We start from the raw sequence: 22,408 nt of genomic DNA on the forward strand, positions 1-22,408 counted from the left end.
GATAAATCTTTTTTGATTATCATCAACGAGTGCCCACACAGATTGATAGGTTTATATTGTTAAAGAGCGTTCTTCGCTGGGTTGCCGAGGCTTCCTTTGAAGAGGCGGCCATTCTAGCGAGATAATGAAAAGTGTCAAACACTTTTTTACATTATTTCGTCTTATCGATTTGACCTACTGATTGGCTGGCTAATTGGGCTTGAACCCTTACTGGCTGTGCCGTGTCAGTGAGGCGGCATTATAGAGATCGTCGTCACGTTGGCAACCCCTTTTTGCTGTTTTTTTTGATTTTCTGTTCGTTGGGATAATTTTTATTCAAAAAGAGTTGTTTTGACGCTATTTCTGTTTAATTTATCTTATGGCGTCAGTTATTAAAGGAGACGAGCATGTCATCAATTCGTAGTTATAAAGGAATATCCCCACAAATCGGACAGCGCGTCTATATAGATAGTAGCTCGGTGTTGGTTGGCGATATTGTTTTAGGCGATGATTCCAGCATATGGCCATTGGTTGCAGCCAGAGGCGATGTAAACCATATTCACATTGGCCAACGTAGCAACATTCAAGATGGCAGCGTACTGCACGTGACTCATAAAAACACCGAAAACCCGGATGGTTTTCCACTTATTATTGGCGATGACGTCACAATTGGCCATAAAGTGATGCTGCATGGTTGCGTAATCCATGATCGAGTCTTAATTGGCATGGGAGCAATTGTGCTCGATGGCGTAGTCGTTGAATCGGAGGTGATGGTTGGAGCTGGCAGTTTAGTGCCACCAAACAAGGTATTGGTTAGCGGCTATCTTTATGTAGGCTCCCCAGTGAAACAGATCCGCCCGCTAACAGATAAAGAGCGAGCTTTTTTGCTTAAATCTTCCGACAACTATGTGCAGAACAAAAATGACTATCTTACGAGTGTCAAAGGAAGCCATTAACTAAGCTTTAATCTCTATTTGTCCATCTAAATTGAACGCTTCATCTTCAATCAAGCTTTCAGCAAGCTCTTCAAGGTCAAATCGACATTGTTCAAAAACTTGAATAGCTTGCTCACCGTTAGTAATCATTTCACCAGACAGATGGCTCAGTACTGACTTGTGTACTGTACACTCGAGCAGAGCTCCCGCGTGTTGAGCAGGAAAAAGTACGCTTTGGCTTGCCGAGTGCCACGTTTGTCGGTCAGGAAATAAAATCGCTTGGTTCATGATTAGCCTTCTAGATTTTTTCTCAGTTCTCTCAATATTTGTCGAGAACCCGGCCTGAGTCCGCGCCATAGCATAAAGCTCTCCGCAGCTTGCCCAACCAACATCCCCAAACCATCATAAGCATGAGCGCAATGATGACTTAATGCCCACTGATTGAATGTTGTTAATCCTTTGCCATACATCATGTCATAGGCCACACTGCTCTTACTGAAGATCGTCGGAGCGATATTTGGCAATTCACCATCTAAACTAGCCGAGGTCGAGTTAATGATGAGGTCAAAATGTTGATTAATCTCTTCCAACGCGATTGCTTTTACCGCGCCAAAGGGACTAAAAAGCGTGGCGAGCTGCTCGGCTTTTGCAAATGTGCGGTTGGTAATCACGATACTTGTAGGGTGCTGATCGAGTAAGGGCTTAATCACGCCGCGCGCCGCGCCGCCAGCACCAATCACTAAAATAGAAGCGTCTCGTAGTGGCACTTGGTACTGAAGCAGATCTTGAACCAGCCCTTCTCCATCGGTGTTATCACCAATAATTTCGCCATCATCTAATTTTTTCAGTGTATTGACCGCGCCTGCAAGTTGAGCTCGCTCGGTTAATCGATCCGCAAACTGATACGCTTCTTCTTTAAAAGGTACGGTAATGTTGCACCCTCGACCACCGGAGGCAAAAAAGGTTTCAGCCGCTTGTTTAAAGCCATCTAGAGCCGCGAGTTGAGCGGTATAGTGCATTTCCTGACTGGTTTGCCGTGCAAAAAGTGTGTGGATCATCGGCGACTTACTGTGCCCAATCGGATTACCAAATACTGCATATTGATCAATGTGCTGAGCCATATCCTTGCCTCTCGATAATTAACAGGGCCACCTCGGCGACCCTATCATTGAAAATGTACCGCTGTCACCACTCCCTCGGCAGCAAGAAGGTGTTTAATTTCGCCTCTGCGCTGCCCTCTTCCGCTTGATAACGATATTGCCAACGAGCTAATGGCGGCATCGACATTAAAATCGATTCCGTTCGACCGCCACTTTGCAAACCAAACAATGTGCCGCGATCATACACTAAGTTGAACTCTACATAGCGACCACGGCGATAAAGTTGAAACTGGCGCTCTCTGTCACCGTACTCCATCGCTTGGCGACGTTCAACAATCGGCAAATACGCAGCGGTGTATCCTTTACCGACAGCTTGCATATAAGCAAAACAGCGCTCAAATCCCCAAGCATTTAAATCATCGAAAAATAGGCCACCAATACCGCGCGTTTCATTGCGATGAGGGAGGAAGAAATACTCATCGCACCACGATTTATGTTCGGCATACACTTTTTCACCAAAAGGAACACACAGTGCTTTCGCCGTGGCATGCCATGATTGAGCATCTTCTTCAAACGGATAGAAAGGCGTTAAGTCAAATCCTCCGCCAAACCACCAGATAGGATCTTCGCCTTCTTTTTCAGCGATGAAGAAACGAACATTGGCATGAGAAGTCGGAACATAGGGATTGTTTGGATGCATCACCAAAGAAACCCCCATCGCCTCAAAATGACGCCCAGCTAATTCAGGGCGATGCGCGGTCGCTGAAGCGGGCATTTGCTGCCCTTGCACATGTGAGAAATTCACGCCGCCTTGTTCAAAAACACGGCCTTCTTTCATCACTCGAGTTCGCCCACCGCCTCCCAAACGCTCACTCGGTTCGCGATGCCATGCATCTTCTTCAAACAGTGCTTGGCCATCCGCTTGTTCAAGTTGCTGGCAAATGGAATCTTGCAGCTCAAGCAAAAATTGTTTGACGGCTTGCTTATCAATGGTTGGCATCGCTTACTTCCTTAGCAGGGTTAACCCTGTCTTAATACTTGTGAGGTTTTCGCGTCACGAATTTCACTGGGCTTATTTCGACCACCGGTTTGACCATCTAAAATCGCAACCAGTTGCTCACCCAGTTGCGATTCAACTTCTTCCGTTGTCAGGCAAGGTGCAAGACCACTTAAATTCGCACTGGTCGAGGTTAATGGTTTTCCAAACGCATTGCATAGATTTTGCACTAAAGGATGATCTGTCACACGTACGGCTATCGAATCAAATTGTCCACTCACCCAAGTAGAGACTTTATCACTGGTCGGCATTATCCATGTCACAGGGCCAGGCCAGGTGGCATGTACTCGTGCGAGCTGCTCTGATGTCAACTGGCTCTCATCAATATAAGGAAGCAATTGTTCGTAAGAGGCCGCAATTAAAATCAACCCCTTTTCCACAGGACGCTGCTTGAGCGCTAAGAGCTTCTGAATGGCTTGCGGGTTATCTGGGTCACACCCAACCCCAAACACGCCTTCCGTTGGGTAGGCAATTACTTCACCGTCACGTAGAGCCTGCAAAGTGTGTTCAAAGTTATTCACAAAAACTGTCCATCGGTTTCTTTAATACAGTGCGGCTAAGTGTACAAACTTCGTTAAAAACTGGCTAAAGCTATTTGTTTATAAAATGTATCAATTGCACAATTAAGCTGACGCAAACGTTTTCCTAAGGAAAAAATACTCGTATAATGCGCGCAAATTATCCCGCTCACCCCATTTTTAGAAGTATTAAGGAGTTTGAGATGAAAGTCGGAATTATCATGGGTTCAAAATCCGATTGGCCCACAATGAAGCTAGCTGCTGACATGTTGGATCAATTTGGTGTGGCATACGAAACCAAAGTTGTCTCTGCTCACCGCACACCTCAACTTCTTGCCGATTACGCCACCAGCGCAAGAGAACGCGGCCTTAAAGTCATCATAGCTGGCGCAGGCGGAGCCGCACACCTGCCGGGCATGACGGCAGCGTTTACTAGCTTACCGGTACTTGGCGTTCCCGTTCAGTCAAAGGCACTCAAAGGGATGGACTCTTTACTCTCGATTGTGCAAATGCCAAAAGGGATTGCGGTGGGCACCTTAGCTATTGGAGAAGCAGGCGCGGCCAATGCTGGGCTGCTTGCCGCGCAAATCATCGGCACCAGTGATGAGGCCGTCATGGCAAAAGTCGAAGCATTTCGTTTAGCACAAACTGAAGCGGTGTTGAGCCACCCTAACCCTGCAGAGGATTGATACTATGCACGTTTTAGTCTTGGGCTCTGGGCAACTGGCACGCATGATGGCGCTGGCTGGCGCTCCTCTGAACATTCAAATCTCCGCTTTTGATGTGGGCAGCGGTAACATCGTCCATCCTTTGACATTACACATCACTGGTCATGGTTTAGACAATGCGATCAAACAAGCGGATGTCATTACTGCTGAATTTGAGCATATTCCCCATGAAATTCTCACCGTTTGTGAGCAAAGTGGTAAGTTTCTTCCTAGCGTCGAAGCCATTAAAGCCGGAGGCGATCGTCGTCTTGAAAAAGCGCTACTCGATGAAGCCAACGCAAAAAATGCCCAATACTTTGTGATTAATACTCGTGAAGATTTAGATGCCGCAATAACCAACATCGGCCTACCTATAGTTCTAAAAAGTGCACTGGGTGGCTATGACGGAAAGGGGCAATGGCGTTTAAAAGAAGCTTCACAAGCAGAGCTCATTTGGCCAGAAATGGAAGCCTGTATCCAAGCCACTCCGACTCAAGCGATAGTGGCAGAGCAGTTTGTCCCCTTTGATCATGAAGTCTCGTTAGTCGGCGCGCGTGCCAAAGATGGCAGCATCGCGGTTTACCCGCTGGCAGAAAATGTACACATTAACGGTGTACTAAGTTTATCAACGGCGATAGATGACCCAGCCTTGCAAGAGCAAGCACTGTCGATGTTTACCTCGGTTGCCGATCGTCTCAATTATGTCGGTGTGCTAGCGCTCGAGTTTTTTGATGTGCAGGGAACATTGTTGGTGAATGAAATTGCACCACGAGTCCATAACTCTGGTCACTGGACACAGCAAGGCGCAGAAACCTGTCAATTTGAGAATCACCTTCGCGCAGTATGTGGCTTACCTTTAGGCAGCACGAAGTTACTTCGCCCAACAGCGATGATTAATATTTTGGGTGAGGACAATTTACCAGAAGCCGTGATGGCGATTGAAGGCTGCCACATTCATTGGTATGGCAAAGAGAAACGTGCTGGGCGCAAAATGGGCCATATTAATGTCAGTGCAGATTACAACGCGCAGTTGCAACGAACGCTCTGTCGCTTGGCTGAAGTACTTGATGCGACAACGTATCCAGCCTTGCACCATTTTGTTCAAGCGCTCAAACCGACGCTCTAAAATAAATCTAATTGACGATAAATACGGATAAAAAATGGCACGTTCAATGTGCCATTTTCATATGCCGTCACTTTACTCTGTGGCGGATTTAATATGACCACATTTTCGATCAGCACATTGCAGCTTGATACCACTGGCGAGTTTTTTCTCTATCAATAATCCGAACCCACATTTTTCGCATTTACCGGCAACAGGTTGCTGATTAACGGCAAACTTGCATTTAGGGTAATTATCGCAAGCATGAAAAGTTTTACCATGGCGCGTTTTTCGCTCCACTAAATGGCCTTTCAAACATTCAGGGCAAAGCTGTTTTGACTGAGGAACATTGTCTGCAGGGGAATCTGTATCTTGGATATGGTGGCAATGCGGATAATGGCTACACCCAATAAACATGCCATAACGACCTTGGCGTAACACTAATTCATGGCCACACTCTGGGCATGGCACACCCAACTCCTTAACGATATGACCATCATTTTGCTGCAGCGGTTTAATATAGTCACAATTGGGATAATGGTTACAGCCTAAAAACAGCCCATGCTTACCCTGACGAAGCTGTAATTGGCCACCACATTGCGGACAAGGCTCATGCTGCAGCGCTTGTCCATGCGCTGAAAAAAGGGGGGACTCGGTTTTACGACTCATAATGCTCAACTAAACGAACGGCTGCAATCAATGCAAAATACCTTGATCTTTGGTGTATAGCAGCTCTTCCATAAGCGTGTAAGCATTTTCATTTCCCGGTACATTAAATAGCACCATCAAAATGATCCACTTTAAATCATCCAATTCAAATTCATTGGTTTCTAAACCCATCACTCGATCAATCACCATTTCACGAATTTCAGGAGTTAATACTTTCACTTGTTCAAGGAACAATAAAAAACCTCGGCTTTCAAGATCCAGCCTGTCCATCTCTTGTGCTGTGTACATCCGCATCGAAGTCGCAGCACTGGTTGCCATCGCTGAATGAGCATCGGTTTGTTGCAATGCCGCAAGCTCTTCTAACCAATTCAGGGCCTTATAGATATCTTTCTGGTGAAAACCGGCTCGAAGCAATTCATCTTCAAGCTCATCTTGATCGACTTGCAAATCTACATCGCTATGGACGTAGGTTTCAAATAGATACATCAATATATCCATCATCATAGCTAACCCTTCCCCTTACGAATATAGCCGCCAGAAACGGCAACAACATGACCTGAAAGCTCAAGTTCTAAAAGCTGCATCATGACTTCATGGACAGGTATATGGGTCCTGCTCGCAAGAATATCAACAGGCGTAGCCTCTACTCCTACGTTAGCTAACAGTTCAGCAAATGGCAATTGCTGATCGCTCTGTACAGAAAATAAATCAGGTTGAGGCTGCTTTTGGCGCAATGACCAGTCTACTAAGGTGCCGATTTCAGATAATACTTGTTCACTATTTTGCACCAAGCACGCCCCACAACGAATAAGTTGATTACTACCGTGGCAATTTGGGTTAGCAATGGAGCCCGGAATAACAAACACATCTCGCCCTTGCTCAGCCGCATAACGCGCCGTGATCAACGAACCACTTTTCTCCGCCGCTTCCACCACTAAAACACCAACCGCTAACCCGCTGATAATGCGATTTCGCCGCGGAAAGTTCTCTGGCCTTGGTTTGGCTTTGGGACGAAATTCCGAGACTAATGCTCCGCTTTCCATCACCCGTTGCGCTAATTTTTTATGTCGCGCTGGGTAAATAGATTCAAGGCCCGAACCGAGCACGGCTATCGTCTCACCACCAGCTTGCAATGCACCGTCATGAGCATGTCCATCAATACCTAATGCCAAACCACTGGTGACAAGCAAGCCCTGTTGCACAAATTCTCGCGCAAACTGATGAGCAACTCGTTGGCCATCAGGGCTCGCATTACGACTGCCGACGATCGCCATTTGCGGATCAGAGAGTGCTGTTATTCGTCCTTTGACAAATAAAACCGGAGGTGCGGTAGCAATTTCTTTTAGTAAAGAAGGGTAACCATCGCAAAATGGAGTAAGGATATGATGAGACTCATTAGCTTGCTGCCAACTTAGGCACTCTTCAACTTCTTGAGGGGCCGTCTCGCGCAGATAACGGATTTGATCTTGAACTAAACCCAACGCGGCTAACTCCCGCTCGGAATAGTCAATTAAATGAGCAAGAGAAGCGACGCTAGCAAGGCGAGAAAGTTTCTTGCCACCCAATTTGGGCACAAAGCTGAATGCTAGCCACGCCGCTAATTCGTTCTGCTCCATCAGCTTGCAGTATCATCCTTAACCATCGAATCCGTATCGGCTTGTTCATTTGGCTCGATTGTTAGCTCTGGTTTGAGCGGCGAAACCGCGATTACACTTTTACCAATCGGCACGCGGCTATCGGTAATCAAAGCCAAACTAAAATGTTCATAAGGTCGAATGACCATCAAACTGCCCACCAAGCTGCTTGGTAATTGCAGGGTTTCATCAAGGTTCTGTTGATGCTGTCCTTTTTTTCCAGATACTTTAGAACCGGCTTGAATCAAATCAAACATCGTCCCTTGACGCAGTTGATCTGCAAGGCCTTTATCGATCACAACTACCTGATTCTGCGCCGAATACTCACTACCCTCCAACGATCCTAGGATATGCGTTTCAGCTTGTAGTCGCGATGGCGATGGGAAAAAAGTGGTTGAAAGCGTTAAGGTTTCGACGCCCACTTCAGGCAGGGCAATATCATTGACTCTTATCTCTTGTTGCTGTGCGGTGATGGTTAGCCCGCTAAAAGCCTCATCGGCGGAGACCAATTCACCAGTAGCAATCAAACGCAAAGCAACCATGGTTTTATTTTTCGCGGCGGCATCATGACGAGAAAACTCAGCGATTTCACGATAAATACCCCATTTGGGGTGAGTCTGTTGCCCGCTTATGTAGAGCGTATCTTGCGCCGTCAGATATTGTTTACCGTCGCTGGCACCGAGCACACGCTGGCTTTCTTGTAATGTTTGCTTATCCAGTAAGCGATCCGTATGCAGATACGGCAACACTAATCCCTCTTGCACCGTCGGAACCGCTTTTTTCTCAAGCACACGCACTTTCGGACTCAACTTGACCATAGGTTTTAAACTCAACACCGGCTGTCCGTTACGCCAGACTAAGGTCAGCTTATCGCCGGGATAAATCAAATGCGGGTTATCGATCTCTGGGTTAATTTGCCATAAACGTGGCCACAACCACGGGTTATCAAGATAGAGCGCAGAAATATCCCACAAGGTATCTCCTTTGACGACCGTGTATGTCTGCGGGGCATTTGCTTTGACGGTGAGCGCCATATCCTCCGCCGCCAACGCATTAACGACCAGTGACAACGGTAAAAACACACACACTAAATAACGAATAAATCGTGACATGACCTCTGTTCCTTGGCCGAAATAAGTAAGGATGAATCAGATTATTAACATTTGGATGCTGTCATTTGGGTCATAAAATGTCTAGAATTGAGCCAACAAGCTTTAAGCTGTTTCGGCACAGTTCAATATTTCGAGTGTATATGTCTGTATTACAAGTATTAACATTCCCAGATGATCGTCTTCGTACCGTGGCAAAACCGGTAGAGAAAGTGACACCTGAGATCCAAAAAATCGTCGATGACATGATTGAGACTATGTACGACGAGGACGGTATCGGCCTTGCTGCAACGCAAGTCGATATTCACCAACGCATCGTTGTGATCGATATTTCAGAGAGTCGCGACCAGCCAATGGTTCTGATTAACCCTGAAATCTTAGACAAACGCGGTGAAGATGGCATTGAAGAAGGCTGTCTGTCGGTCCCGGGCTCACGCGCCCTTGTTCCTCGCGCAGCAGAAGTCACAGTCAAAGCGTTAGATCGTGATGGCAACGAATTCTCATTTGAAGCGGATGACCTTTTAGCCATTTGTGTTCAACACGAGCTTGATCACTTACAAGGCAAACTGTTTGTGGATTACCTTTCGCCATTAAAGCGTAAGCGTATTAGAGATAAGCTAGAGAAAATCAAACGCTATAACGAAAAAAACTAACTTAAGTGAGGTTACCTTGAGCCAATCATTACGCATTGTGTTTGCAGGTACTCCGGACTTCGCCGCCCGTCATTTGGCGGCGTTGTTGTCTTCGGAGCATGAGGTTATCGCGGTGTACACTAAGCCCGATAGCCCGGCGGGGCGCGGTAAAAAACTGACCGCCAGCCCAGTGAAACAGATGGCCGTTGAGCACAATATTGCTGTGTATCAACCAGAGAACTTTAAGAGCGACGAAGCCAAGCAAGCGCTCGCCAATCTCAACGCAGATTTAATGGTAGTAGTCGCCTACGGATTACTGCTACCCAAGGCCGTACTTGATATGCCAAGGCTTGGCTGTATTAACGTACACGGTTCCATTCTGCCACGGTGGCGTGGTGCCGCACCGATCCAACGCTCGATCTGGGCCGGAGACAGCGAAACAGGTGTAACCATCATGCAAATGGATGTCGGCCTAGATACGGGCGATATGCTCAAAATTGCTAAGCTGCCGATTGAGGCAACAGACACCAGCGCTTCTATGTATAACAAACTGGCCGAGTTAGGCCCACAAGCGTTGGTAGAATGCATCGCCGATATCGCCAGTGGCAAAGCGATTGCCACTCAACAAGATGATACATTGGCTAACTACGCACAAAAACTTAGCAAAGAAGAAGCCAAAATCGATTGGTCAGCGGATGCTGCTTTTATTGAACGCTGCGTGCGTGCTTTTAATCCATGGCCAATGAGCCATTTTGATGTGGCTGAGAACAGCATTAAAGTGTGGCAAAGTCGCGTTGAAGCACAAACCAGCGACCACCCTGCAGGCACGATTGTTCAAGCCGATAAATCGGGTATTTATGTGGCAACCGGCAACGGCTTACTGGTGCTTGAGCAGTTGCAAGTGCCGGGCAAAAAAGCGATGTCAGTGCAAGACATTCTCAATTCGCGCGCAAGCTGGTTTGAAGTCGGCACACAGCTTAGCTAAACCTTAACGAGGGCAGAGATGCCCTCATTGATTTTCATTTATTTAAAATCGGTACTTCTATGAATGTTCGCGCAGCTGCGGCTAACGTGTTGTTTCAAGTGGTTGATAAAGGCCACTCACTTTCTCACGCACTTCCTGCGGCGCAAAAAACTATCCGCCCAAGAGACCATGCTCTGTTGCAAGAGATCTGCTACGGGGCTTTGCGTTATTTGCCTCGTTTGGAATCAATTGCCAATGAGCTAATGGACAACCCACTGAAAGGGAAAAAGCGGGTTTTTCACCATCTTATTTTAGTTGGTATCTACCAATTGAGCTTTATGCGCATTCCCGCTCACGCCGCAGTAGCCGAGACGGTTGAAGGCACCAAAACATTGCGCGGTGAAAATTTAGGTGGGCTAATCAACGCCGTATTGCGCAGCTACTTGCGCGATCAAGAAGCACTGGACGCTATCGCCGTTAGCCACAACGCAGGCAAATATGGCCACCCAAGTTGGCTACTTAAACTCTTACAACAAGCGTACCCAGAACAGTGGGAAACGGTTGTGCAAGCGAACAATCAAAAAGCGCCAATGTGGTTGCGCGTCAACCGTCAGCACCACACTCGTGATGAATATCTTGCACTATTAGCTAGCGAAAATATCGAGTGCAGCGTGCACTCTCACGCCGCCGACGCAATAAAACTCGCTGTACCTTGCGATGTAACGCTTTTACCCGGTTTTGATCGTGGTTGGGTATCGGTGCAAGATGCCGCTGCGCAGCTAGCGATTGACTACCTTCAACCTAAAGCAGGCGAGCTAATTTTAGATTGCTGCGCCGCCCCAGGGGGTAAAACCGCGCATATCCTAGAGCACACACACGATACTGAAGTGGTTGCGATTGACAGCGATGCAACCCGCCTTGAGCGCGTCTATGACAACTTAGAACGCCTGCAACTTCGCGCTGATGTGATCTGCGGTGATGCTCGTTATCCTGAAGAGTGGTGGCATGGCGAACAGTTTGACCGAATTTTATTAGATGCACCTTGCTCCGCTACTGGGGTTATTCGCCGTCATCCAGACATCAAATGGCTACGTCGTGGTAGCGATATTGAGGCATTGGCTCAATTACAAAGCGAAATACTGGACGCAATGTGGAAGCAATTAAAAGTCGGTGGCACTATGGTTTACGCAACCTGCTCGATCACTCCACAAGAAAACAGCTTGCAGGTCAAAGCCTTCTTAGAACGAACTCATAACGCTCAATTAGTGGGTTCCGATCGTGAGCAGCCGGGGCGTCAGATACTCCCCGGAGAAGAAGATATGGACGGTTTTTACTACGCAGTATTAACCAAACAAGCGTAAATTCGACGCACATTGGCAGCATTATTGCTGCCTTTTCAGTGGCCGATATTCGGCAGGTAGAAAGAGAACAGAGTATGAAAATCATTATTCTTGGTGCAGGTCAGGTCGGTGGCACACTGGCCGAAAACTTGGTCGGCGAGAACAATGACATCACCATTGTCGACAAAAATAGTGACCGCTTGCGCGAGCTGCAAGACAAGTACGATTTGCGGGTGATTCATGGCCACGCCAGCCACCCTGATGTACTGCGTGAAGCGGGAGCACAGGACGCGGACATGCTGGTTGCGGTCACCAATACCGACGAAACCAACATGGCGGCATGCCAGGTGGCGTTCTCTTTGTTTAATACGCCCAACCGAATTGCGCGTATTCGTTCTCCTGAATATCTGCTTGAAAAAGAGACTTTGTTTCAGTCAGGCGCGATCCCGGTGGATCACCTCATCGCTCCTGAAGAGCTAGTGACGAGCTATATTGAACGGTTGATCCAATACCCTGGCGCACTGCAAGTAGTGAGTTTTGCCGAAGAGAAAGTGAGCCTAGTGGCTGTGAAAGCTTACTACGGCGGGCCACTGGTGGGTAATGCTCTTTCAGCGCTGCGTGAGCACATGCCGCACATTGATACCCGCGTCGCGGCCATTTTCCGCCAAGGTCGGCCGATTCGCCCGCAAGGCACTACCATTATTGAAGCTGACGATGAAGTGTTCTTCGTGGCAGCCAGTAATCATATTCGCTCGGTCATGAGTGAGCTACAGCGGCTGGAAAAAACCTATCGCCGTATCATGATTGTTGGCGGGGGTAACATTGGGGCAAGCTTAGCCAAACGTTTAGAGCACAGCTACAGCGTTAAACTGATTGAGCGTAATTACCCACGTGCAGAGCAGTTATCGGAAGAGTTAGAAAACACCATAGTATTTTGTGGTGATGCGGCGGACCAAGAGCTGCTAACCGAAGAGAACATCGACCAAGTCGATGTATTTATTGCGCTCACCAACGAAGATGAAACCAACATCATGTCCGCCATGCTCGCCAAGCGTATGGGTGCGAAAAAAGTGATGGTACTTATCCAGCGTGGCGCGTATGTCGACCTTGTACAAGGCGGCGTGATTGATGTCGCGATTTCACCCCAACAAGCCACCATTTCCGCACTGCTGACTCACGTACGTCGTGCCGATATCGTTAACGTCTCTTCGCTACGCCGTGGCGCGGCAGAGGCGATTGAGGCAATTGCACATGGCGACAAAAACACCTCTAAAGTGGTGGGACGCGCAGTGGGTGATATTAAACTGCCACCGGGCACAACCATTGGCGCGATTGTGCGTGGTGAAGAAGTGTTAATCGCCCATGACCGCACTATTATCGAGCAAGATGATCACGTGGTGATGTTCTTAGTGGATAAAAAGTACGTGCCCGATGTGGAAGCCTTGTTCCAACCTAGCCCATTTTTCCTATAGGTCATTGGCGTCATGCTGAATTTACGCCCCATTTCATTCGTTATAGGACTCGTGCTGTCTAAGCTCGCCCTATTTATGTATGTGCCGACACTGGTCGCTTTTTTTACCGGTACGGGTGGCTTCCTTGATTTTGCTCAAGCGGTCATCATCACTCATATTGTCGCCTTTATCTGCTTAAGCTTGGGGCGTACCGCACACTTTAAGCTCAGCGTGCGCGATATGTTTCTCATCACCAGCTTAGTGTGGACGGTTGCCAGCGCTTTCGCGGCGCTCCCTTTCGTCTTTATCAACCACATCAGCTTTACCGACGCCTACTTTGAAACCATGTCAGGGTTAACCACTACAGGTTCAACCGTGCTCAGTGGCCTTGATAATATGCCGCCCAGCATCTTGTTGTGGCGTTCTATTCTGCAATGGCTTGGTGGGGTTGGGTTTATCGTAATGGCGGTAGCGGTATTACCAATGCTCAATGTGGGTGGGATGAAATTGTTCCAAACCGAATCGTCTGATTGGTCCGATAAAAGTAGCCCACGCGCCAAAACTGTCGCGAAAAATATTGTGCTGGTCTATTTGGTACTGACCTTACTGTGCTTGATTGGCTATATCCTCACTGGCATGACGCTTTTTGAAGCGATCAACCACTCATTCACCACCTTGTCGACTGGTGGATATTCCACCTCCGACGGTTCGATGAACCACTTCTCAAACGGTGCACATTGGGTAGCAACGCTGTTTATGTTTTTGGGGGGCTTGCCCTTTCTACTGTTTGTCGCTGCGGCCCGAAAACAAAATATCAAAGTGATCATAAAAGACGCACAAGTTCGCGGATTTGCTTATCTTTTCCTAATTGCCAGTCTCATCATTGCGTTGTGGCTGAATCTCAAACTAGGCTACTACTGGTTGGACGCTCTGCGAGTGGCGATGTTTAATATCGTTTCAGTGGTCACGACTACTGGTTTTGGTTTGGAAGATTTCACCGCTTGGGGCGCACTGCCAAGCACGCTGTTCATCTTCTTAATGGCAGCAGGGGCTTGTTCCGGCTCAACCTCTGGTGGGATTAAAGTATTCCGCTTCCAAATTGCGATGACGCTGCTCAATAAACAAATTATGAAGTTGGTCCATCCATCAGGCATCTTCGTACAGCGCTATAATCATCGTCCAGTTAATGATGATATTGTCCGCTCAGTCGTCGCTTTTGGTTTGACCTTTTTTATCACTGTCATTGCTATCGCAGGCGCGCTCAGTGCAATGGGCCTTGACCCTGTCACCAGCATTTCAGGTTCCATCACAGCAGTGGCCAACGTTGGTCCCGGAATGGGCTCGTTGATTGGCCCGACGGGCAACTTCGCACCACTACCTGACGCAGCAAAGTGGGTTCTGAGCTTAGGGATGTTGATGGGGCGTTTAGAAATTTTGACGATTATCGTTCTTTTTTTTCCTGCATTTTGGCGACGTTAAGATGAAGACAATACCTGTGATAATGATGCTGTTAAGCATGACAGCAAGCGCAGCATCTTGCGCGCAAGTTCTGACCTTAGAAGATGGCCGCCAAGTGAAACTCAATGATGATTTCACATGGCAATATGTTGAACCGCAATCAATGTCGCCGGAAACCATCATTCACGCGGCCCCTATTACTCAAAAAGCCCGAGCAACCACCTTTGAGATGGGGAGTGAAAAACCGATTTTACAACTGTCAGATTCTGGAGTGGAAGTGGTACTCGGCGCGGCTTACTACCAAGGAGATACACTCGTTATCCCAACAGCCATCACCAATCAAAGCTCGCAATCTGTCATTGCGGTAGTGCTCAGCATCACTCTTTATGACGAGCAAAGTCAACCACTGCTCACTCAGCAGTTACCCATTTGGCAATCCATTAAACGGATGGCTGATAGCTATTTACGCCCACAAACTCAAGCGCAAGGAAAGCCGATTACCCTTCAGGTTGATCGCCAGCAAGGCTATCAAATTTCGGCCAACATTGAGCGGGTCGAAATGCGTTAAGCACTTACTGGGTGAACAAAAAGGTAAACCGCAAAAAAGTGACAAGCACTGCCACCTAGCACGAATAAATGCCAAATCGCATGGTTATAGGGAATGCGTTTCGCTACATAAAAAATCACCCCGAGCGAATAGACCAAACCACCAACAGCAAGTAGCACCAAACCACCGACCTCAATATTGAGGGCCAGTTGGTAGATCACAACCAAGGATAACCACCCCATCGCCAAATAAGTTACCAGTGAGAACTTTTTAAAACGGTAGACAAAGGCAATTTTCATGATGATACCGAGCAGCGCCAGCAGCCAGATCACCACCATAAGACCTATCGCCAAAGGAGTACGAAGGCTAACCAACAAAAAGGGTGTGTAACTTCCGGCAATCAGTAGATAAATGGCGCAGTGGTCGAACGTTTTTAGCCAGCGTTTGGCTTTCGGTGTCGCAACGAAGTGATACAGCGTTGAAGCAAGGAATAACGCTATCATGCTGCCTCCATAGAGACTCATGCTGATATAAGTCAATGCATCGGCCTGCGCACTTGTTGCCTTGATCAGCAGCAAGACTAAACCGACAAAACTAAGCAATAGCCCCAAACCATGACTCAGCGCATTCGCCCGTTCTTCACCAGCACCATAGCCGTCATTGTCAACAGCAGACATAAACACCATACCAAAAGCAACAAAATGTGGGCTTAGTATTGCACACTTCAGCTTACAGTTGTAAGCCTAAATGCGAATTTCGTAACAAACAAACGGGTATCAAGGAGAGCGATAAATCGCGAGTTTTTTGTAAACGACATAGGTACCTCCTATTTAACAAAACGCGATGTAATGCCGATCAGATAACAAACTCAACCAAGCATCTCACACAATTTTAAGCTTTATTTGCAAGAATATTCATCTCAACAATCGTTCAACTATCGATCAATTCAAAACTTGGTGCTAATCTAACTACGATATGAAAGCATATCGTTATTCCTGAATCATTATTTGGATTGGCGAGAGCCAGAAGAGCCACCCTTCAATTATGAAGCTCAACTCATGGTGATTCAGGCCATTAGATTGGCAATGGATGTGCCTGACCGTTAGGTTAATGAATGCGCCCAACAGCTGTCAGGTTTTCGCACACAAACCGTAGTGCGATGCGTCGTCGTAGTGGTTTTGCTGCTGCTCCGACTGCAAAAAAAGTCGCTCCAGCAATGACTTTAGTTGAAAAAAATGCCCTTACTGCATCGAGCACAACTAATGTTGTTCAGGCAGCATAATTAAAAAGCGCAGCTAAACCCTGCGCTTTTTCTTTGCGCTCAATTGGACTTCAATCCGCAATTTGATACCTTTACTCAAAATACTTATAAAAATTGGGGAAAAGAGAATGCAATGTCATCGAATTGAAGAGCTAATTGAACTACTTGCGCCTGAATGGCAAAAAGATCAGCAGCTCAACTTAATGCAATTCATCACCAAACTGGCTCAAGAAGCGGGTTATAAAGGACCTTTAGAAGCACTCACGGATGATGTATTGATCTACCATCTAAAAATGCGCAACAGCGCCAAAGACGAAATGATTCCTGGCCTGAAGAAAGATCAGGAAGATGATTTTAAAACAGCCATTTTACGCGCGCGTGGCATCATAAAATGATGTAACCCCTGTGATAATGATCAAGATAGCGGCCTTATTAGGTCGCTTTTTTATTATTAGCGATAAGCCTCACGAGTTGAGGCTTTATTGTTAAAGGTTGATAGTGTTAAAGAAATAAAATTGTTATTGGCGTTATACTTGCCGCTTAATAAATAAAGATTGAACAATGATAATTTCTCATCTTGGTATTGCACCCAAAGAGAAAACAGCAATGTCGCAGAGTGTGAACTAAAAGAAATCACACCTTACAGCCCAACAAGGATCATTTCATGAGTCAGGACAAAATCGATATAAAGGATGTGACTCCTAAAATATTCAACCCCAAAACTCACAAAGGCAACGGTGACCGTTTTAACCCCAGCAACCGTATTTATGTGCGCGAAAGTAAAGGTACTTATCAACAACTCCGCCGCTATGGTGGCTGGTTTTTACTGCTGCTTTTTACTTTAGTACCGTGGATCTCTTATGGTGATCGCCAAGCGATTTTGCTCGATATCGGCCATCAGCAATTTAACTTTTTCGGCACCACACTTTACCCACAAGACCTAACTCTACTGGCCCTGTTGTTTATGATTGCGGCATTCGGCCTGTTTTTTATTACCACTTTTCTTGGCCGTATCTGGTGTGGCTATCTGTGCCCGCAAACTGTGTGGACATTTATATACATTTGGTTTGAAGAAAAACTCGAAGGCGCCGCCAATAAACGCCGCAAGCAGGACTCAGGAAAACTCACAGCTAATCTTGCTATAAGAAAAGCCATCAAACACATTGCTTGGCTGGCGATTGCACTCGGTACTGGTTTTACTTTTGTCGGCTATTTCGTCCCGGTACGCGAACTCGTGGTGAACTTTTTCACACTCGATGAAAGTTTCTGGCCCGTCTTCTGGGTACTCTTTTTCACCCTTTGTACTTACGGAAATGCAGGCTGGATGCGTTCGATCGTCTGCATCCATATGTGTCCTTATGCTCGCTTTCAGTCTGCGATGTTTGACAAAGATACCTTTATTGTTGGCTATGACAGCAAACGTGGTGAAACTCGCGGGCCACGCGCTCGTAAAGCCGATCACAAAGCACTCGGTTTAGGTGACTGCATTGATTGTGATTTGTGCGTACAAGTGTGTCCGACTGGCATCGATATTCGTGATGGCTTGCAGTACGAATGCATTAACTGCGGCGCTTGTATTGATGCGTGCGATACCACGATGGAACGTATGGGCTATGAAAAAGGGCTCATCAGCTATACCACGGAGCACCGCCTCTCCGGCCACCACACCAAAATACTCAGGCCTAAATTACTCGGTTATGGCACGGTACTGCTGGTGATGTTTGGCTTATTCATCGCTCAAGTGGCCAGCGTTGATCCGGTCGGCTTAAGTGTATTGCGTGATAGAAACCAGCTATTTAAAACCAACAGCAATGGTGAAATTGAGAACACTTACACCTTGAAAGTCATCAACAAAACTCAGCAAACGCAAGAGTATAAGCTTGACGTGAAAGGGCTATCGGACGTCTCTTGGTATGGTAAACAAACTATCCAAGTCAAACCAGGAGAGGTATTGAACCTACCAACCAGCCTTGGCGTCGCTCCTGACAAACTCAGCTCTCCTATAGCGACGATTCAGTTTATACTCACGGACAGTAACCAATTCACGATAGAAGTTGAGAGCCGGTTTATTAATAAACTCTAACTTCGTAACGAATGGAAAAGGGCTCAGTAATGGGCCCTTTTTAATCATGACCAAAGCTTCTTTCCATTTTGATGCACTCACCCCTGATACCATGTGGTATGCCTTAGAAAGCATCGGCATTCGTGCTGAATCAGGATTTCTGGCACTCAACAGTTACGAAAACCGCGTTTATCAATTCATCGATGAAGAACGCCAACGCTATGTGGTGAAATTCTATCGACCTCAGCGCTGGAGTGTTGAGCAAATTCAAGAGGAGCACGATTTCACACGCGAGCTGTACGCGGCGGAAATTCCGATTGCTGAGCCATTACTCATCAACGGTGCAACCTTACATCACTATCAGGGCTATCATTTCGCGCTGTTTAACAGTGTGGGTGGGCGGCAGTTTGAAGTGGACAATATGGACCAATTAGAAGGCGTGGGCCGATTTCTTGGACGCATTCATCACATCAGTGCCACTCGTACATTTGTTCATCGCCCGACCATCAGCTTAGATGAGTATCTTTATCAACCCAAACAGCTATTGGAAAATGCGTCCTTTATACCTCAGCACTTGCAAAATACCTTTTTCAGTGACTTATCGTTATTGATCAACAAAATTGAACAGCAATGGCCAGCAAAATCCGCGGCCATCCGCTTGCATGGTGATTGCCATCCAGGCAATATTTTGTGGCGAGATGGGCCTATGTTTGTCGATTTAGACGATGCTCGCAATGGACCAGCAATACAGGATTTGTGGATGCTACTCAATGGCGAATTGCAAGATAAGCGAATGCAGTTGGACATTATCTTAGAGTCGTATCAAGAGTTTCACGATTTTAATCCAGCCGAATTGAAACTAATTGAACCGTTACGCGGTCTACGAATGGTGCATTACATGGCATGGTTGGCCAAACGATGGCAGGACCCTGCTTTTCCACTCGCCTTCCCTTGGTTTAATGACCCTAAATATTGGGAAAGCCAAGTGCTTGCGTTTAAAGAACAAATAGCAGCATTAGACGAGCCTACGCTCTCACTAATGCCACAATGGTAAGTCACCTTGAAGCAATAAATGGAGTACACAATGAAGAAGCTTTTTGCACTGGTTGCAACCTTACTGCTGAGCTTATCGGCTCATGCAGCCCAATTTAAAGAAGGTGAGCATTATAAAGTGCTTGATCTTGAACCCTCTAAAAATCCAACCGTGACGGAGTTTTTCTCCTTTTACTGCCCACACTGCAATACCTTTGAGCCGATCATCGCCCAACTGAAAAAGCAGCTCCCACAAGGGGTTACTCTGCAGAAAAACCATGTTTCTTTTATGGGTGGCTCTATGGGTAAATCAATGAGTAAAGCTTACGCCACCATGCTTGCCCTCAAAGTTGAAGACAAAATGGTGCCCGTGATGTTTAACCGCATCCACACGATGCGTAAACCACCAAGAGATGATGCTGATCTACGTCAAATCTTCCTAGACGAAGGTATTGATGCAGCAAAATTTGATGCCGCCTTTAATGGTTTTGCCGTCGATTCAATGGTGCGCCGCTTTGACAAACAGTTCCAAGAAAGCGGCCTTTCAGGTGTGCCTGCTGTCGTGATTAACAATCATTATTTGGTGCAGGGACAAGGTGTTAAATCGACCAATGAATACTTCGAACTGGTCAATTACCTACTGACCAAGTAATCATTCCAAAATGAGATGAGGAGCACAACGGCTCCTCATTTTTACTTAATCAAGTTCAACCTTGCAGCGCTTTCTCATACAACCAATATTGAAACACAAGCCATCACAGCACAAAACTGTGTATGCCTAAGACAAAGCTCACTCTTCATTCATAAAACGGTCAGATTAGTTTTATCGTGTCGTCATCCAAGTTTATTCATATACTTAACCACTATTGAATCAAAGTATGGAAACTCCTAATGAATAAATACCTGTCCATGACGCTTGTTAGCGCTCTGGCTTTTCATGTATCTGCCGAACTGGCTCCAGAAACAGGTTTAAGTGGTGAGATTGCCATTAATACTATTTTTGCATCTTCCCAATCATCATTTGATACGGGTGGAGATGAGCGTATTACATCACTCGAAACAAAGAGTAGTCGGCAGTCAAACTTTGCCGTTGGGCCTTTGGGTAACCTTGCTTACACCTTCGGGGACAAACGTCAACAACAGGTTTATCTAGGCACCTCACGTGATGATATTGCCGTCGGCACTTTAGCGCTTCAGTTGGGGTATCAATATGAGATGGAGACAGGTACCGTGGTTGATGTGGCTTTTTTGCCGACCGTGATGTCTGGAAAAACCTGGGCTAACCCTTACCAACTAAACAGTCAGCGCCAAGAAACCGATGAGTCAGGAAATGCCTACCGATTAACATTCAATAGTATTCAAGGCAGCCCATGGACTATCGATGTCGCTTACGCGACCAAAGAGATCGACAACGATCAGTTTCCAAGCCCTGAACTGGCTCGTGATGGTAAAAGTTACTACCTAAAAGGGCAGTACCGTTACTCTCTGAGCCCAACCAGTTTGTTACAGCCCTCCATCACTTATATCAACCACCAAGCGGATGGCGACGCCAATACTCATCACTCTTACGCCGCCGATCTCTCCTACTTCACGTTTATCAATCGCCATAAACTGGCACTGACCGCTGGTTATACCAAGCGCGACTATCAAGGTGGAAATTCACTGTTTAATCACACTGTGCGTAATGACGATGAACTGAGCCTATTCTTCGCGTACGAATACAGCCAATTTATGGATTGGGATGATTGGTCATTAATCGCTTTAGCCGGTTATAACCAATCGAGCTCAAACCTCTCGTTTTACGACGAATCGTCTCTCTTTACAGCGCTAGGGTTAAATTACCAATTTTAAGTTCATTACACCGCTTGTGCGGTCAGTTGTTTCAACAAGCGGTCCATTGCTCGATAGCCGAGCGCTTCCGCTAGATGGGGCTTAGCAATCTGCTCGGCCCCTTCTAAATCAGCAATCGTACGCGCCACTTTGATAATGCGATGATAGGCGCGGATGGAGAGCCCTAGGCGGTGCAGTGCATTTTCCAAAAATTCGGCGTCAGCCTTAGTTAAAGGGCAATACTGTTCAATTTCTCGGCTCCCCAACAAAGCATTAACCTTGCCATTACGAATCACCATCCGTTCACGAGCAATCAACACTCTTTCTTTAACCACAGCCGTTGCTTCACCTCTTTCGCCGCCATTTGCCAGCATTCCTTTGGGAAGCGAGGGGATTTCTATCGACATGTCAAAGCGATCAAGCAGTGGCCCCGATAAGCGTCCCAAATAGCGCAAAATACTCTGCGGATTGGCTCTGGCTTGCGTGCCTTCGTAATAGCCGGTTGGGCTGGGGTTCAACGCTCCCACTAATTGAAAGCGAGCTGGAAAACGCGTTTTGCCTTGCGCTCTTGAAATAATAATTTCACCTGACTCTAATGGCTCACGCAATGAGTCGAGCACTTTTCGTTCAAATTCCGGCATTTTCCTAATATCGAGTTTGAGTAATAAATATTGTCAATTTGAGGTTTGAAATGTTGTGAGTGTTGTCAGAGTTAGTGGAGCGCATCGCTTCAGATGCTAACGGAACGTTAGTGTCATTAATTTTTGTATTTAGTCGAGCAAGTAGCTATGTTATCCATTCAATCTAACGTCTTCATCTAGCCCCTCCTCATGAATAAATATTCACTTAATCGTTAGGTGCAACAACTAATTCAGTCACAGAATTCAGATAAAGAGCGAAACTGCCAGCTAAAACAGTTATGCCCCAAAACGAGTTGTGATCAAAAATACGAACATAAATTTTCAGTTAATTTTGACATACAAAAAGTAATAATTATCAAAAGGCAAGACCTGCCCCCATT

The 22,408-nt window shown here is 46.5% G+C and carries 24 protein-coding genes and 1 pseudogene; 15 read left to right on the plus strand and 10 right to left on the minus strand.

Annotated features, from left to right (window positions below; all coding sequences use genetic code 11):
* The first annotated feature begins 386 nt into the window (after positions 1-386).
* The gene (locus AACV20_RS05975) at positions 387-935 is read left to right on the plus strand and encodes a gamma carbonic anhydrase family protein (protein ID WP_017046338.1); all 549 of its coding nucleotides are present in this window, start codon (positions 387-389) and stop codon (positions 933-935) included.
* Here AACV20_RS05975 and AACV20_RS05980 read toward each other — a convergent pair whose 3' ends face one another.
* From AACV20_RS05980 to AACV20_RS05995, 4 genes are all read right to left on the minus strand, one after another.
* Positions 936-1,202, minus strand: a complete 267-nt coding sequence (locus AACV20_RS05980) for a DUF1488 family protein (RefSeq protein ID WP_170907973.1) — start codon at positions 1,200-1,202, stop codon at positions 936-938.
* Positions 1,203-1,204: 2 nt separating this feature from the next.
* Positions 1,205-2,035 (minus strand): shikimate dehydrogenase, encoded by an 831-nt coding sequence (gene aroE, locus AACV20_RS05985; RefSeq protein WP_013855524.1) that lies wholly within the window; start codon positions 2,033-2,035, stop codon positions 1,205-1,207.
* 64 nt (positions 2,036-2,099) lie between these two features.
* Positions 2,100-3,014 carry an oxygen-dependent coproporphyrinogen oxidase gene (gene hemF, locus AACV20_RS05990; RefSeq protein WP_010319908.1) on the minus strand — a complete coding sequence of 305 codons (915 nt, stop codon included), beginning with the start codon at positions 3,012-3,014 and terminating at the stop codon, positions 2,100-2,102.
* A gap of 20 nt (positions 3,015-3,034) precedes the next feature.
* Positions 3,035-3,592, minus strand: a complete 558-nt coding sequence (locus tag AACV20_RS05995) for an L-threonylcarbamoyladenylate synthase (protein ID WP_170907974.1) — start codon at positions 3,590-3,592, stop codon at positions 3,035-3,037.
* A gap of 200 nt (positions 3,593-3,792) precedes the next feature.
* Between AACV20_RS05995 and purE the strand changes: the two genes are divergently transcribed.
* Positions 3,793-4,278 carry a 5-(carboxyamino)imidazole ribonucleotide mutase gene (gene purE, locus AACV20_RS06000; RefSeq protein ID WP_010319910.1) on the plus strand — a complete coding sequence of 162 codons (486 nt, stop codon included), beginning with the start codon at positions 3,793-3,795 and terminating at the stop codon, positions 4,276-4,278.
* Between the two features lie 4 nt (positions 4,279-4,282).
* Positions 4,283-5,422: a 5-(carboxyamino)imidazole ribonucleotide synthase gene (locus AACV20_RS06005; RefSeq protein ID WP_170907975.1), complete on the plus strand. Its 1,140-nt coding sequence runs from the start codon at positions 4,283-4,285 to the stop codon at positions 5,420-5,422.
* A gap of 72 nt (positions 5,423-5,494) precedes the next feature.
* Here the strand turns inward: AACV20_RS06005 and AACV20_RS06010 are convergent, their stop codons facing one another.
* From AACV20_RS06010 to AACV20_RS06025, 4 genes are read right to left on the minus strand one after another with little or no spacing between them, the layout of a single operon-like run.
* Positions 5,495-6,067 carry a DNA topoisomerase family protein gene (locus AACV20_RS06010; RefSeq protein WP_170907976.1) on the minus strand — a complete coding sequence of 191 codons (573 nt, stop codon included), beginning with the start codon at positions 6,065-6,067 and terminating at the stop codon, positions 5,495-5,497.
* Positions 6,068-6,094: 27 nt separating this feature from the next.
* Positions 6,095-6,571 (minus strand): DUF494 family protein, encoded by a 477-nt coding sequence (locus tag AACV20_RS06015; RefSeq protein WP_013855530.1) that lies wholly within the window; start codon positions 6,569-6,571, stop codon positions 6,095-6,097.
* Between the two features lie 2 nt (positions 6,572-6,573).
* Positions 6,574-7,683, minus strand: coding sequence for a DNA-processing protein DprA (gene dprA / locus AACV20_RS06020; protein WP_047688089.1), 1,110 nt, complete (start codon positions 7,681-7,683; stop codon positions 6,574-6,576).
* Positions 7,683-8,813 (minus strand): LysM peptidoglycan-binding domain-containing protein, encoded by a 1,131-nt coding sequence (locus AACV20_RS06025; RefSeq protein ID WP_170907977.1) that lies wholly within the window; start codon positions 8,811-8,813, stop codon positions 7,683-7,685. Before AACV20_RS06025 ends, dprA begins: the two co-directional genes overlap by 1 nt.
* A 140-nt stretch (positions 8,814-8,953) precedes the next feature.
* Here AACV20_RS06025 and def point away from each other — a divergent pair, with 140 nt between their 5' ends.
* From def to AACV20_RS06055, 6 genes are all read left to right on the plus strand, one after another.
* Positions 8,954-9,463 carry a peptide deformylase gene (def, locus tag AACV20_RS06030; RefSeq protein WP_212752657.1) on the plus strand — a complete coding sequence of 170 codons (510 nt, stop codon included), beginning with the start codon at positions 8,954-8,956 and terminating at the stop codon, positions 9,461-9,463.
* A 16-nt stretch (positions 9,464-9,479) separates the two neighbouring features.
* A complete protein-coding gene (gene fmt, locus AACV20_RS06035) occupies positions 9,480-10,427 on the plus strand; it encodes a methionyl-tRNA formyltransferase (RefSeq protein ID WP_047688085.1) in 948 nt (315 codons plus the stop codon).
* A gap of 59 nt (positions 10,428-10,486) precedes the next feature.
* Entirely contained in the window at positions 10,487-11,767 is a 1,281-nt protein-coding gene (gene rsmB / locus AACV20_RS06040; RefSeq protein WP_170901320.1) for a 16S rRNA (cytosine(967)-C(5))-methyltransferase RsmB, read from the plus strand.
* Positions 11,768-11,841: 74 nt separating this feature from the next.
* Positions 11,842-13,218: a Trk system potassium transporter TrkA gene (trkA, locus tag AACV20_RS06045; RefSeq protein WP_170907979.1), complete on the plus strand. Its 1,377-nt coding sequence runs from the start codon at positions 11,842-11,844 to the stop codon at positions 13,216-13,218.
* A 12-nt stretch (positions 13,219-13,230) separates the two neighbouring features.
* Positions 13,231-14,676: a TrkH family potassium uptake protein gene (locus AACV20_RS06050; RefSeq protein ID WP_170907980.1), complete on the plus strand. Its 1,446-nt coding sequence runs from the start codon at positions 13,231-13,233 to the stop codon at positions 14,674-14,676.
* Between the two features lies 1 nt (position 14,677).
* A complete protein-coding gene (locus AACV20_RS06055; protein ID WP_170907981.1) occupies positions 14,678-15,223 on the plus strand; it encodes a DUF3157 family protein in 546 nt (181 codons plus the stop codon).
* Here the strand turns inward: AACV20_RS06055 and trhA are convergent.
* Positions 15,220-15,879 (minus strand): PAQR family membrane homeostasis protein TrhA, encoded by a 660-nt coding sequence (gene trhA, locus AACV20_RS06060; RefSeq protein WP_442712886.1) that lies wholly within the window; start codon positions 15,877-15,879, stop codon positions 15,220-15,222. The genes AACV20_RS06055 and trhA overlap by 4 nt on opposite strands.
* A gap of 437 nt (positions 15,880-16,316) precedes the next feature.
* On the opposite strand from trhA, the gene AACV20_RS06065 reads away from it, so the two are divergent.
* The 6 genes from AACV20_RS06065 (at position 16,317) to AACV20_RS06090 (ending at position 21,408) form a co-directional block, all read left to right on the plus strand.
* Positions 16,317-16,484 (plus strand): hypothetical protein, encoded by a 168-nt coding sequence (locus AACV20_RS06065; protein WP_010319922.1) that lies wholly within the window; start codon positions 16,317-16,319, stop codon positions 16,482-16,484.
* Positions 16,485-16,591: 107 nt separating this feature from the next.
* A complete protein-coding gene (locus AACV20_RS06070; protein ID WP_029189868.1) occupies positions 16,592-16,858 on the plus strand; it encodes a YihD family protein in 267 nt (88 codons plus the stop codon).
* 269 nt (positions 16,859-17,127) lie between these two features.
* Positions 17,128-18,546, plus strand: a complete 1,419-nt coding sequence (gene ccoG, locus AACV20_RS06075; RefSeq protein ID WP_017049619.1) for a cytochrome c oxidase accessory protein CcoG — start codon at positions 17,128-17,130, stop codon at positions 18,544-18,546.
* Positions 18,547-18,592: 46 nt separating this feature from the next.
* Complete coding sequence (locus AACV20_RS06080) at positions 18,593-19,579, plus strand: serine/threonine protein kinase (protein WP_170907983.1); 987 nt, start codon at positions 18,593-18,595, stop codon at positions 19,577-19,579.
* Between the two features lie 30 nt (positions 19,580-19,609).
* Positions 19,610-20,209 (plus strand): thiol:disulfide interchange protein DsbA/DsbL, encoded by a 600-nt coding sequence (locus AACV20_RS06085; RefSeq protein WP_170907984.1) that lies wholly within the window; start codon positions 19,610-19,612, stop codon positions 20,207-20,209.
* A gap of 239 nt (positions 20,210-20,448) precedes the next feature.
* Positions 20,449-21,408, plus strand: coding sequence for a DUF2860 domain-containing protein (locus AACV20_RS06090; protein WP_017048695.1), 960 nt, complete (start codon positions 20,449-20,451; stop codon positions 21,406-21,408).
* A 5-nt stretch (positions 21,409-21,413) separates the two neighbouring features.
* Here the strand turns inward: AACV20_RS06090 and AACV20_RS06095 are convergent.
* Positions 21,414-22,052 (minus strand): annotated as a pseudogene (locus AACV20_RS06095) (ATP-binding protein); the annotation flags it as partial.
* Between the last annotated feature and the right edge of the window lie 356 nt (positions 22,053-22,408).

The organism is Vibrio sp. B4-6 (genome assembly GCF_963888245.1).
GTDB classification, from domain to species: Bacteria; Pseudomonadota; Gammaproteobacteria; order Enterobacterales; family Vibrionaceae; genus Vibrio; species Vibrio anguillarum.

What these genes read in the sequence shown, in the direction of transcription:
- AACV20_RS05975 (WP_017046338.1), top strand. Translation starts at nt 387, where the DNA reads ATGTCATCAATTCGTAGTTATAAAGGAATATCCCCACAAATCGGACAG.
- AACV20_RS05980 (WP_170907973.1), bottom strand. Translation starts at nt 1,202, where the DNA reads ATGAACCAAGCGATTTTATTTCCTGACCGACAAACGTGGCACTCGGCA.
- aroE (WP_013855524.1), bottom strand. Translation starts at nt 2,035, where the DNA reads ATGGCTCAGCACATTGATCAATATGCAGTATTTGGTAATCCGATTGGG.
- hemF (WP_010319908.1), bottom strand. Translation starts at nt 3,014, where the DNA reads ATGCCAACCATTGATAAGCAAGCCGTCAAACAATTTTTGCTTGAGCTG.
- purE (WP_010319910.1), top strand. Translation starts at nt 3,793, where the DNA reads ATGAAAGTCGGAATTATCATGGGTTCAAAATCCGATTGGCCCACAATG.
- AACV20_RS06005 (WP_170907975.1), top strand. Translation starts at nt 4,283, where the DNA reads ATGCACGTTTTAGTCTTGGGCTCTGGGCAACTGGCACGCATGATGGCG.
- AACV20_RS06010 (WP_170907976.1), bottom strand. Translation starts at nt 6,067, where the DNA reads ATGAGTCGTAAAACCGAGTCCCCCCTTTTTTCAGCGCATGGACAAGCG.
- AACV20_RS06015 (WP_013855530.1), bottom strand. Translation starts at nt 6,571, where the DNA reads ATGATGATGGATATATTGATGTATCTATTTGAAACCTACGTCCATAGC.
- dprA (WP_047688089.1), bottom strand. Translation starts at nt 7,683, where the DNA reads ATGGAGCAGAACGAATTAGCGGCGTGGCTAGCATTCAGCTTTGTGCCC.
- AACV20_RS06025 (WP_170907977.1), bottom strand. Translation starts at nt 8,813, where the DNA reads ATGTCACGATTTATTCGTTATTTAGTGTGTGTGTTTTTACCGTTGTCA.
- def (WP_212752657.1), top strand. Translation starts at nt 8,954, where the DNA reads ATGTCTGTATTACAAGTATTAACATTCCCAGATGATCGTCTTCGTACC.
- rsmB (WP_170901320.1), top strand. Translation starts at nt 10,487, where the DNA reads ATGAATGTTCGCGCAGCTGCGGCTAACGTGTTGTTTCAAGTGGTTGAT.
- trkA (WP_170907979.1), top strand. Translation starts at nt 11,842, where the DNA reads ATGAAAATCATTATTCTTGGTGCAGGTCAGGTCGGTGGCACACTGGCC.
- AACV20_RS06050 (WP_170907980.1), top strand. Translation starts at nt 13,231, where the DNA reads ATGCTGAATTTACGCCCCATTTCATTCGTTATAGGACTCGTGCTGTCT.
- AACV20_RS06055 (WP_170907981.1), top strand. Translation starts at nt 14,678, where the DNA reads ATGAAGACAATACCTGTGATAATGATGCTGTTAAGCATGACAGCAAGC.
- trhA (WP_442712886.1), bottom strand. Translation starts at nt 15,879, where the DNA reads ATGTCTGCTGTTGACAATGACGGCTATGGTGCTGGTGAAGAACGGGCG.
- AACV20_RS06065 (WP_010319922.1), top strand. Translation starts at nt 16,317, where the DNA reads ATGCGCCCAACAGCTGTCAGGTTTTCGCACACAAACCGTAGTGCGATG.
- AACV20_RS06070 (WP_029189868.1), top strand. Translation starts at nt 16,592, where the DNA reads ATGCAATGTCATCGAATTGAAGAGCTAATTGAACTACTTGCGCCTGAA.
- ccoG (WP_017049619.1), top strand. Translation starts at nt 17,128, where the DNA reads ATGAGTCAGGACAAAATCGATATAAAGGATGTGACTCCTAAAATATTC.
- AACV20_RS06080 (WP_170907983.1), top strand. Translation starts at nt 18,593, where the DNA reads ATGACCAAAGCTTCTTTCCATTTTGATGCACTCACCCCTGATACCATG.
- AACV20_RS06085 (WP_170907984.1), top strand. Translation starts at nt 19,610, where the DNA reads ATGAAGAAGCTTTTTGCACTGGTTGCAACCTTACTGCTGAGCTTATCG.
- AACV20_RS06090 (WP_017048695.1), top strand. Translation starts at nt 20,449, where the DNA reads ATGAATAAATACCTGTCCATGACGCTTGTTAGCGCTCTGGCTTTTCAT.